Source organism: Methylobacterium platani, assembly GCF_001653715.1.
In the GTDB taxonomy this organism is placed as follows: Bacteria; Pseudomonadota; Alphaproteobacteria; order Rhizobiales; family Beijerinckiaceae; genus Methylobacterium; species Methylobacterium platani.
Window position 1 is genome coordinate 45,945 of the sequence record NZ_LWHQ01000064.1, and the last position, 12,982, is coordinate 58,926.

Genomic DNA, 12,982 nt, shown 5'->3' on the forward strand with positions numbered 1-12,982 from the left:
TTTCGACCTCGACCAGGACCTCTTCGCCGAGCGCACCGGATGGATCGGCGCCGATGACGGCTTCCTGGTCCGCGACCGCAACAACAACGGTCGCATCGACGACATCGCCGAGATGTTCGGCGGCGTCGGGCGCTCGGGCTTCGCCGACCTCTCGGCGCTCGATTCCGACGGCGACGGCCGCATCACCAGGGCCGACCTGCTCTGGTCCACCCTCCAGGTCTGGCGCGACCGCGACGGCGACGGCGAGACCGATGCCGGCGAACTCCTCTCGCTGGAGGCCCTCGGCATCACCGAGATCGGCCTGGCGACGCAAGGTCTCGACGTCGCCACCCCGCAGGGCACCCGCCTGACCGCCGCAGGCCAGGTCACCTTCACGGATGGCCGCACCCGCCGCATCTTCGACGCGGTGCTGCCGGCCAACGACACCGACACCCGCTATGCCGGCGAGGCCGGCCGCGCCGCCTGGCAGGGCAGCGCCCGCCTCGATCTCAAGGGCTTCGGCCGCGTCACCGACCTCGCGGTCGCCACCGCCAACGACATCGCGCTCGGACAGCGCGCCGCCGCCACCGCCGCCGCGATGACGGTGCCGCGGATGCGCGACCTCGTCGCAAAGGTCGGCGACCTGCTCGGCGCCTGGGGGGCGAGCCAGGAACAGACCCGCGAGCTCACCCCGGTGCTCACCGGCGTTGATGCCGCCGGTGCGCCGGTGCTGCTCGACCGCGGCGTCTACGTCGAGGATGCGGCGGGCGGGTACTGGACGCTCGCGTCCGGCACGCCCCTGCGCGACGCCGCCGGCGCGGCGATCGCCCGCGCCACCCTGGAGGACGTGCTGGCGCAAGGCGCCGGCTGGCGCCTGGAGCAGACCTGGTCGCCCTCGGAGCGCGCCGCGGCGCTCGGCCACCGCGAGGCGGCGCCCTACCTGATGCGGGTGGTCGACGGGCGCGCGGTGATCCTCGATCACGGCGTGCGCCGGTCCGACGGCTCCTGGAGCCTCGCCTCCGACCCCGGCACCCGCTACGCCAGCGCCGAGGCGATCCTGGCGCTCGGCCATCCGGCGGGCACGGAGTGGCGGCGCGAGGCCTTGGGCTTCAACCCGCTCGCGGCCCTGCCGGTCGACCGGATCGGGGTGCGGTTCACCGACGGGATCGCGGTCGACTACACCGTGCAGGTGACCGACCGCGACGGGAGCTTCCACGTCTGGGCGCGCAACCTCGACCGGGCGCTGCAGCTCGAGTGGAAGACCGGCGACAGCCGCGAGTTCTCCTTACGCAACTACGCGATCGACTTCGACCACCTCGACGAGGTCGGCTCGACGGATTCCTCGACCTACCGGGTCGAGATGCTGACGCCGGCGCAGTTCCACTTCGCGACCTCGCTGGCGGGGATCGACTTCCGGCCCGAGATGCTGACGGCGCGGCTCGATGCCGCCACCGGTCACCTCGCCTACGCGGTCGGCCCGACGGGGCGGGCCAACCTGTCGGCGGACCCGGCGGCTTACGTCTCGGGCATCGACGCGATGATCGCGCTCCTGCAGCCGGTGATGGAGCAGTACGTCGCGACCTCGCGCCGCTACGCCATGCGCCTCGCGATGCAGGGCGGCCTCAAGGACGTGTTCGCCGGCATCGCCTACGACGTCGCCACCGACAGCTACCGGCCGACCACGAACCGCGAGCTCGCGCCGCTGTTCGAGGCGATCTTCCGCCGCGCCCCGGCGAGCAACCGCGACGACGCGGTCCTCGACTACCTGACCGACTGGCACGGCGTGCTGTCGCAGGTCTATCCGGATTACCGGCCCTCGGGCGAGGGCAACCTCGTCGGCAGCACGCTCGCCGTCGACCAGCCCTTCGTGCTGCAGATGCTGCTGCCGGCCTTCGAGACGATCGGGGTCGACCTCGACATAAGCGGCGTCGCCCACGCGCTCGGCATCAGCGAGGAGCGCCTCGTCACCCACGCGGCCGAGGCGACCGAGGTCGCCGGCACCGGCGGCATCGACTATTTCTACCTGACGAAGGGCGACCAGACCCTGCGCGGCGGCCGCGGGGCGGACGTCTATTTCGTCGGGCGGGAATCCGGCAACGACGTCATCGACGACACCGACCACGGCGAGGCCGACCAGCTGCGCTTCACCGACGTCCTGTCGGGCGAGATCGCAGCGGTGCGCGACGGGCAGGACCTGGTCTTGCGCGCCCAAAAACACAACTTATCGTTGCGTTTGACCAATCAATTCCTCGGCGAGTTGAACGGCGTGCTGCCCGGCGGCGGCCGCGGGGAGTCCGGCGTCGCCTCGATCGTGTTCGCCGACGGGGTTGTCTGGGACCGCTTCCGGATGTCGATGGAGGTGGTCGACAAGGCCCGCGCGGCGGGCCTCTACAACGACGCGCTGATCGGCTCGGGCTCGGCCGACGTGCTGTGGGGCGGGCGCGGCAACGACTACCTGTCGGGCGGCGCGGGCGGCGACATCTACGTCTTCGAGCGCGGCGACGGCCAGGACGTCATCGACGACCAGGGCGCGTTCTCGTTCGGCATCGTCAAGGCCGGCATCGACGTCCTGACCTTCAAGGGCGGCATCACCGCGGACAACCTCCGGCTGATCCGCGACGGCGAGAGCCAGAACCTCAGGATCGTGATCCTCGACGCCGAGGGGCGCGAGACCGGCGACACGCTGGAGATCATCGGCCAGTTCGGCGGCATGCGCACCGGCGTCGGCATCTTCGCCCAGGTGCTCGAGAGCAGCGACGGGCTCGATTACGTCGCCCCCAATCTGATCGAACGCTTCCTGTTCGACGACGGCACCAGCCTCGATTTCGGGCAGATCGCCGAGAAGGTCTTGAAGACCGCCAAGACCGCGGGCGACGACGCGATCTTCGGCATGCTGAACTCGAACACCCTCGACGGCGGCGCCGGCGACGACTTCCTGTCCGGTCGCCAGGGCGACGACACCTACGTGTTCGGCCGCGGCTACGGCCGCGACGTGATCCTCGACAACGGGCTGAACGGCCTGTTCGACCCGCCCGCCCACGACCGGCTCACCTTCGTCGACGAGATCCGCTGGACCGACCTCGACTTCCTGCGCGACGGACCGAGCGACACCTTGCGCCTGCGCGTCAAGGGCACGACCGACGAGGTGGTGCTGCAGGACTTCCTCGATACGGTCCCGATCTTCGGCTTCCTCAACCTCATCGAGGACATCGTCTTCGGCGACGGCACCGCCTGGAGCGGACTCAAGCTCGCCCAGCACTTCATCGACGTGGCGCGCACGCCCGGCGACGACACGATCTACGGCTACGACGCGCTCTCGGACGCGCTCGACGGCGGCGCCGGCGACGACCGGCTGATCGGCTTTGCCGGCAACGACGCCTACCGGGTCGCGGCCGGGGAGGGGAACGACACGATCCTCGATTCCGCGGGCGACGACCGGGTCGTGTTCGAGGGCCTGGCCTCCGGCGACGTCACGTTCTCGCGCACCGCCCTCGACCTCGTCGTCACCGTGCGGGCGACCGGCCAGCGCTTCGTCCTCGAGAACCAGTACGTCCGCGACGGGCAGCAGGCCTTCGCGGTCGAGGCGCTGGTCTTCTCCGACCGCACCGTGTCGTTCACCGACGTCAACCCGGAGGACATCGACCTCGTCGGCACCGCCGGCGCCGACGCGATCGCCGGCTCGGACTTCGCCGAGACCCTCGACGGGCGCGCCGGCAACGACACCCTCGCCGGCGGCGACGGCGGCGACACCTACCTGTTCGACGCCGGCTACGGCGAGGACGTGATCGTCGACCGCCGGGCGCGGGCCGGCTGGACCGACCGGCGCGGCGTGCGCGTGCCGGTCGACGACGTGGTGCAGTTCGGCGGCGGCATCACCCGCGACGCGGTCGTCTTCACCAAGGACGGCCAGGACCTGCTGACCTCGCTCAAGGGCCGTCCCGACACCCTGCGCATCCGTGCGCAGTTCCGCGACGCGGAGGACGGCGTCGAGCTGTTCCGGTTCTTCGACGGCACGACGCTGCGGATCTCCGACGTCGAGGACCTCTTGCAGATCGCCGGCGGCAACCGCGGCGACAACCTGATCGAGGGCTTGGCCGACCAGGAGACCGTGCTCGACGGCCGCCAGGGCGACGACACCCTGGTCGGCGGCGACCGGGCCGACACCTACGCCTTCTCGGCCGGCTACGGCTTCGACCGCATCCTCGAGCGGCCCGACCGCGCCGGCATCGTCGACCGGGTGGTGTTCGGCGCCTCGGTGCGCCAGGAGGACCTGCGGGTCACCCGCAGCGGCGACGACCTCGTTCTCGACCTCGGCAGCGGCCTCGACGTCCTCACCATCGTGGACGGCCTGTCGACGCGCCGGGTCGAGCGGTTCGAGTTCGCCGACGGGCGCGTGCTGTCGATCGAGGCGATCGTCGACCGGATGCTCACCGGCACGGCCGGCGACGATCACCTGATCGGCTTCGATACCCGCGACGACACCCTGTCGGGCGGGGCCGGATCGGACGCCCTCGAGGGCGGGCGGGGCGACGACACCTACCGCTTCGGCCTCGGCGACGGCCGCGACAGCATCCTGGATACCGGCGGCGTCGACCGGGTGGTGTTCGGGCCCGGCATCACCCGCGAGGTCGTGCGCTTCCGCGCGGTCGGCGAGGATCTCGTGGTCGCCCTCGGCGACGGCGACGGCGACGGCGACGCGGCCGACCGGCTCGTCGTGCTCTCGGGCCTGCGCGCCCGGCCGGTCGAGAGCTTCGTCTTCGCCGACGGCTCCGCCCTGTCGATCGAGGCGGTGCGCGGCCTGATCCGCGAGCGATCGCCGAACGGCGGCCAGGACCTCGTCGACCTGCGCGATCTCCCGGCCGGCAGCACGTTCCGGCCCGGCGCCGGGCACGACCGGCTGATCCTGGCCGAGGGCGCGCGGGTCGTCGTCGGCGCCGGCGAGGGGATCGACAGCGTCGAGATGCCCGACGGCGTGACCAGCGCCACGGTGGTGCTGGAGGCCTACGCCTCCGCCGAGGCCTCGGTGCGCCGGGCCGCCATCGGCTCGACCGATCTCGTGGTCGCGTTCGCCTCCGGGGCCCAGCTCGTCGTCCGGGCGGGGCTCGGCTCCGGCCGCCTGCCCGCGCTCGCCTTCGCCGACGGCGTGGTCTGGGACGAGGCCGCCCTGGTGCGGGCGGCGATCGCCGGCCAGGCCGGCACCGGCCACGACGTCGTCGTCGGCAGCGGCCGCGCCGACACCCTGGCGGGCGGCACCGGCGACGACTCCCTGAGCGGCGGCGGCGGCGACGATACCTACGCCTTCGCCCGCGGCGACGGACGCGACGTCATCGACGATTCCGCCGGCCGCGACGCGCTCGCGATCACGGGCTACCGGCCCGACGAGATGCGCGTCCGGCAGGTCGATCCGTCCCGCACCGAGCTGGTGCTCTCCTTCGTCGGCACGACCGACGAGATCGTGCTGCGCTACGATTCCGGCTGGAGCGGGATCGACACCGTCCGGTTCGGCGACGGCACCGTGCTGACGCTGGAGCGGCTGCGCGAGATGGTCACGGCGAGCGGCACCCCGCAGGACGACCGCCTGAGCGGGGCCGCGGGCGGCGAGACCTTCGCGGCCGGGCCCGGCGACGACGTGATCCGCGGCGGCGGCGGCGACGACGTGTACCGCTTCGCCCGCGGCGACGGCCAGGACCGGATCGAGAGCGGCGGCAGCGCCGACGGCCGGGGCACCCTGCTGTTCGGTCCCGGCATCGCGCTCGAGGACGTCGTCGCGACCCGCGACCGCGACGGCAACCTCGTGCTGTCGCTGCGCGGCAGCGACGACCGCGTCACCCTGGTCGACCCCGAGGGCGACCCTGACCCGGTCGTCGCCGCGATCGCCTTCGCGGACGGGCGGCGGATCGGCTACCGGGCGCTCTCGGCCTCGGTCGCGCCGAGCGACCGCGACGACCGCATCACGGTGCCGGCCGACCTCGCCGCGCCCGGGATCGGCTCCGAGATCCACGGCGGCGCCGGCAACGACCGGCTCGAGGGGGGGCGCGGGGCCGACATCCTCGTCGGCGGGCGCGGCGACGACCGGCTCGAGGGCGGCGACGGCGCCGACACCTACGTCTTCGGCCGCGGCGACGGCCAGGACACGATCGCGGACATCGAGACCGTGGACGGCGCCGGCCTCGACCGGGTGCGCTTCGCGGCCGGCATCCAGCCCGGCGACGTGCGGTTCCTCTCGGTCGGGCCGCAGGACCTCGTCATCGGCCTGTCCGGCAGCGACGACCGCCTGACGGTGCGGGACATGTTCCGGGCCGGCGGCGCGGGCGATCGCGGCGTCGAGCTCTTCGCCTTCGCCGACGGGACGGTGTGGGACTTCGCCGAGATCCTGGCGCGGGCGGCGGCCTCGACCGGGGCGGGGGCCGACACGGTCGATCTCGGTGCGCAGTCGGACGTCGCCGTCACCCTCGACGGCGGGGCCGGCGACGACCTCCTGGCCGGCGGGCGCGGGAGCACGACCTACGTCTTCGGCCGCGGCTACGGCCGCGACACGATCGTCGAAGGGGTCGACTGGGCGGGATCGACCGACACCCTGCGGCTCGGCCCCGGCATCGCGCCCGCCGACGTCGTGGTGGTGCAGAGCGGCGACGACCTCGTCCTGCGGCTCGTCGGCGGCGACGACAGCCTGACCCTGCGCGGGCAGGCGACGGCGAGCGCGGCCCCGATCGACCGCGTGCGCTTCAGCGACGGGACCCAGTGGTCGGCCGCGATGCTGGCCGGACGCGCCCTGTCGCCCGCGGCCGCCGGGCGCGCCCTCGCGCCGGGGGGGAGCGCGGACCCGTTCGGCGATCCCGCCTTCGCCGGCGCCGCGGCCGGGCCGGGCGGCGGGACCGCCCTCGCGGCCTCGACGATCGGCCTCGCGCGCACGCCGATCCGGCGGCTGCCGGTCGGCGGCCTCGCCACGGTGGGATCGGCCTCCTCCCTCGGCGGCGGCGCCTACCAGCTCACCCCCGACCGGGGATGGCAGACCGGGGCGGTCTGGGGCAATGTCGACCTGGAAAACAGCATCGTCTGGACGGCGCGGCTGTATTTCGGCGGCGCCGAGGGCGGCGGCGACGGGGTCTCCTTCGCGGTTCAGAACTCGGGTCCGGCCGCGATCACCCCGGCGATCGCCAATATGGGCGCCCTGATCCCCGGCTCGTTCGGCATCCTGTTCGACACCTACGGCCAGTCGACCGATTTCAGCCGCTTCGTCGTCGACGGCGAGGACGGCAACGCCAGCCGCGAGCCGCGCCGCGACTACGACCAGCTCGAGAACGGCGCTTGGCACGACGTCGTCATCACCTGGAACGCGACGACGAAGACCTTCGCCTACATGGTCGACGGGGTGCCGGCCGGCAGCAGGACCTACGATCCCGTCGCCGCGCTGTTCAAGGGCCAGAGCACGGTCTGGTACGGCTTCGGCGGTGCGACCGGGGGCGCGACCAACGACCAGCGCGTCGAGATCGTCTCGGTCGCGATCGTCGAGGATGCCGGCGCCGATCCGGCGACGGTCGGCACGATCGCGCAGATCGGCTCCGGCCTGTTCTCCCGCGAGCTCGCGGGCGCGGCGGCGCGCAACACCTACGACGTGTTCGTGCCCGTCGCGCGCTGGGGCGAGGGCGTCGACACCGTCACCAATTTCCGCGCCGGCGATGCCGGCGACGCCCTCAACGTCGCCGTCGCCACGGGCCTGGCCGGACGGATCGTCGTGCGCGCGAGCGGCGCCGACACGCTCGTCTACTTCGTCGAGGACGGCGTGCGGCGCTTCGCCGACGCGCGCCTGCTCCTGCGCCTCGCCAACGTGGCGGCGGGCGACCTGACGGCCGTCAACTTCGCCGGGGCCAGGTTCACCCTCGCCACCGACCGCGTCGTCGACGGGACCGAGGCCGCCGACACGCTCCAGGGCGGCTTCGGCAATGACACGCTCCTCGGCCATGCCGGCGCCGACCGCATCGTCGCCGGGTCCGGCAACGACGTCCTGCGCGGCGGCGGCGGCGACGACGTCTACGTGTTCGAGCGCGGCGACGGCGACGACACGATCACCGACCGGCGCGACGATTACGACTTCTATACCGGCGGCACCGACGCGATCGCGTTCGGCGCCGGCATCGCGCTCTCCGACCTGCGCCTCTCGGTCTCGGGCAACGACCTCGTCATTGCGGTCGCGGGGGGCGACGACCGGATCCGGATCGTCAACGGCTTCCGGCGCGAGAACTACCGCATCGAGTCCCTGCGCTTCGCCGACGGCTCGGTGACGACCTACGACGCGCTGATGCGGATGCTGTCGACCGGCGGAGCCGGCGACGACGGCCTCGTCGACGATTCGGGCAACGGGCTCCTCGCCGGCGGGGCCGGCGACGACACGCTGTCGGGCTATTTCGGCGACGACACCCTGACCGGCGGGCGGGGCAACGACGTCCTGCGCGGCGGCGGCGGCGACGACGTCTACGTGTTTTCCCGCGGCGACGGCGACGACACGGTCACCGACGCGCGCGACGACTACGACTTCTATACCGGCGGCACCGACGCGATCGCGTTCGGCGCCGGCATCGGCTGGGACGACCTCGCGTTCACGGCCGCCGGCAACGACCTCGTCATCGCGGGGGGCGACGACCGGATCCGGATCGTCAACGGCTTCCGGCGCGAGAATTACCGCGTCGAGGCGCTGCGCTTCGCCGACGGCACGACGGCCTCCTACGAGGCGATCCTCGATGTCCTGTCGACCGGGGGCGCGGGCGACGACGTCCTCGTCGACGATGCCCGCGCGGGCGGCTTGCGGGGCGGGGCCGGCGACGACACGCTGTCGGGCTATTTCGGCGACGACACCCTGACCGGCGGGCGGGGCAACGACGTCCTGCGCGGCGGCGGCGGCGACGACGTCTACGTGTTTTCCCGCGGCGACGGCGACGACACGGTCACCGATGCGCGCGACGACTACGACTTCTATACCGGCGGCACCGACGCGATCGCGTTCGGCGCCGGCATCGGCTGGGACGACCTCGCGTTCACGGCCGCCGGCAACGACCTCGTGATCCGCGTCGCCGGGACCGAGGACCGGCTTCGCATCGTCGAGGGCCTCGGCAACGTCAATTACCGCGTCGAGGCGCTGCGCTTCGCCGACGGCTCGGCGAAGACCCTCGCCGACATCCAGGCGCGAATCGCCGCCGCCGAGACCGGCGGCCTGTTCGTCCGCGGGCTCGCCGGGAGCGGCGGCATGGCGGGCGGCGCCGGCGCCGACCGGCTCGACGCCTCGGGCTTCTCGGCCGGCCTCACCCTCGACGGACGCGGCGGATCCGACACCCTCACCGGCAGCCGCTTCGCCGACGTGCTGATCGGCGGCGCCGGCAACGATCTCCTGACGGGTGGGACGGGCGCCGACATCTACCGGTTCTCAGCCGGCTTCGGGCAGGACACGATCGAGGAATGGGCCTCGTCGGGGGCCGACACCGTCATCGAGCTCGACGCCTCGTTCTCGCCCGACGACCTCGTCATCGCATCGACGTCCTGGAACTGGGGCGGGCCGGCCGATTACGGCCCGGCACGCCTGCGCTTCGCCGGGACCGAGGACCGCATCGAGATCCGCGACTTCGACGCGATCGCCGAGATCCGCTTCGCCGACGGGACCGTGCTGACGCGCCCGCAGATGATCGAGCGGTTGGTCGGCTACGGGAGCAACGAGCGGGTCCTCACCGCCGCCGACTTCCCGACCGCCGACCGGCTCGTGGGCACGGCGCGGGACGACGGGCTCGACGGCGGCGGGGCCGACGACACCCTCGAGGGCGGCGCCGGCAACGACACCCTCGAGGGCGGCGACGGCGACGACGTGCTGAGCGGCGGCAGCGGCAACGATTCCCTCGCCGGCGGCGCGGGCGCGGACATCTACCGCTTCGCCGCCGGCTTCGGGCACGACACCGTCACTCCCGGCGAGGCCGGCCTCGACTGGATCGTGTTCGAGGCGGGCGTGCGTGCGTCCGACATCGTGGTGCAGCGGCCGCCCCGGCCGTGGGACCCCGACAGCCTCTCCGACACGCTGCTGGTGATCCTTCGCGGCACGGCGGACGTGATCGAACTGCCCGACGCGCTGCGGGGCGGGGACACCATCGCGGGGATCCGGTTCGCCGACGGCACGGTCCTGACGCTCGCCGACCTGGCCGCCGCGGCGGTCCCGACCGGCGGGGTGGCGCGCCGGGGCGTGCCTGCCGACGACCTCCTCGTCGGCACCGCGGAGGCCGACACCCTGACCGGCTGGGCCGGCGACGACACGCTGCGGGGCGGAGCGGGGGCCGACCAGCTCACCGGCGGCGACGGCGCCGATCTCCTCGAGGGCGGCGACGGCGCGGACGACCTCGCCGGCGGCACCGGCGGCGACACCTATCTCGTCTCGGCCGGCTTCGGCGCCGACGTGATCTGGGACGAGCACGAGGAGGGGAGCGTCAACGCGGTCGTCTTCGACGCCACGGTCGCCCCGTCGGACATCGCCGTCCACGTCTCGCAGGACGGCTGGAACCTGATCCTGCGCTCGCGGGTCTCCGACGACGCCATCACCCTGCGCAACGGCGCCTTCAGCCAGGCCTACGGGGTCGACGAGGTCCGCTTCGCCGACGGGACGGTCTGGACCCGCGACGCGCTCATGGCGGCGGCCACCCCCGCGCCCGGCGTCGCGCTCACCGGCGGCGCGACCGCCGCGACGCTGTCGGGGGCCGGGTCCGACGACCGGATCGACGGCGGCACCGGCTCCGAGCTCCTCCTCGGCGAGGCCGGCAACGACACGCTTCTGGGCGGCGCGGGCGACGACACGCTCGTCGGCGGTACCGGCGACGACAGCCTGGAGGGCGGCGACGGCGCCGACACCTACCGCTTCTCCGCCGGTTTCGGCCGGGACCGGGTGGAGGTCTCGAACTACTACGGCTGGGGCCCGCGGGAGGCCGACGTCGTCGCGTTCGACGCGACGATCGCGGCCGCCGACGTGATGCTGGCGGCGCGGGGCGTCGACCCTGCTGCCGGCATGGTGGTGACGATCGCGGGCCGCACCGACACCCTCGAACTCACCAACCTCGACAATGCCGACACGATCCGCTTCGCCGACGGCACCGTCTGGACCTATGCCGACATGCTGGCCCGGCTCGCGGCCTGGCAGGGCGTCGCGCGGCACGGCGACCAGGGAGGCGAGACCGTCGGCACCGAGGGCCGGGACGCCCTCTACGCCATCCCGGGTGCCGCCTCGCGCCTCGTCGGGCTGGGAGGCGACGACATCCTCGGCGGAGCGGGCGGCGAGGACACCCTGGAGGGCGGAAGCGGCGACGACGAGCTGAACGGAGGCGACGGCGCCGACACCTACCGGTTCGCCGCCGGCTTCGGCCAGGACGTCGTCTTCGACTCGCAGGGCGGGACCGGCATCGTCAACCACCTCGTCTTCGAGGCGCCGATCACCCCGGCCGACCTGGTCGTCGAGCGGCCGGCGCAGGCCTACGGCGCCTGGTTCGACCTCGTGCTGCGGGTCGCCGGCAGCGAGGACCGGGTCACCCTGCGGGGCGGCTTCGGCGCCGCCGATTACGATGTCCGGTTCTCCGACGGCACGGTGCTGACCGCCGCGGATGTGAGGGCGCGCTGGGTCGCGGTCGAACGCTCGACGATCCAGGGCGACGGCGGCGGGGTCCCGATGATCGGCGGGGCGACCGACGACGCGATCTCCGGCACCGCCGACGCCAACGTGATCGAGGGCCTCGGCGGCAACGACACCCTGTACGGCCGGGCGGGCGACGACGTCCTGACCGGCGGGGCCGGCGCCGACCGGCTCGAAGGCGGGGCCGGCAGCGACACCTACCGGTTCTCGGCGGGCTTCGGCGAGGACTGGATCTACGACGCCGCCGCGGGCGAGCGCAACGTCATCGTGTTCGACGCCTCGATCGATCCAGGCCAGGTCGAGGTCCTCGCCCGGACCTCGGACCTCTGGGGCGCCTTCTCGCTGTCGCTCGCCGGCACCGAGGACCGGATCTGGGTCTCGCGCTGGGGCCGCGAGGCGGTGATCGCGGAGATCCGCTTCGGCAACGGCACCGTCTGGAGCGCCGCCGACCTCGAGGCGCGGCTCGCCTACGTCGAGGCGCCGACGATCACCGGCTCGACCGGCGGCTCGCGCGTGGTCGGCACCGCCGGCAGCGACACGCTGGTCGGCACCGCCGGCCCCGACGAGATCGAGGGCGGCGGCACCGTGCGGTGGCGGGCGGTCGGCGACAGCCTCCTCGTCAACGGCGGCTTCGAGCAGGGCGCGACGGACGCCGCCGCGCAATGGTACGGCGATTCGGCCGCGACCCTGCCCGGCTGGACGCGGATCGACAACGCGCAGGGCGCCGCCGCCCGCGGGTTCGAGCGGGTCGCGTACGGCCGGGCGGACATCGCGGCGACCGAGTCCGGCTACTGGCTCGACCTCGACGGCGACGGCGCCGCCGGCAGCAACCTCCACCTCGCCCAGGACGTGACCGGCCTCGCCGAGGGCGAGACGCTCCTCGTCCGCTTCGATCACGCCAACCGCACCTCGGCCGAGAGCGGCGCGTTCGAGGTGCTGTGGAACGGCGCCGTCGTGGCGAGCTTCGCCGAGCCTGCGACCCGGATGCATCCGGGGGCGGTGCTGGTCACCGCGCGGACCGGGACCAACCGCCTCGGCTTCCGCGGCACCGGCTACGCCGACGGGCGCGGCGCCTCCCTCGACAACGTCCGGCTCAACCGGGCCGAGGCGGTGGCGGGCGCGGGCGTCGGGAACGACGTCCTGTCGGGCTTCGAGGGCGACGACACGATCCGCGGCGGCGACGGCGACGACACCGTCTCGGGGGGGACCGGCGACGACCGCCTCGACGGCCGCGACGGCAGCGACGTCCTCGACGGCGGGGCCGGGAACGACACCCTGGCGGGCGGGCGGGCGCGGCTCGGACCGTCTGACGGGCGGCGCCGGCAACGACGTCTACCTGTTCGCGCCCGGCGA

At 73.7% G+C, this 12,982-nt stretch carries 1 pseudogene; it reads left to right on the top strand.

Going from position 1 to position 12,982, the window contains the following annotated elements:
* Nucleotides 1–2,332 precede the first annotated feature (2,332 nt).
* Nucleotides 2,333–12,907, top strand: a pseudogene (locus A5481_RS34770) (calcium-binding protein); the annotation flags it as partial.
* Between the last annotated feature and the right edge of the window lie 75 nt (nucleotides 12,908–12,982).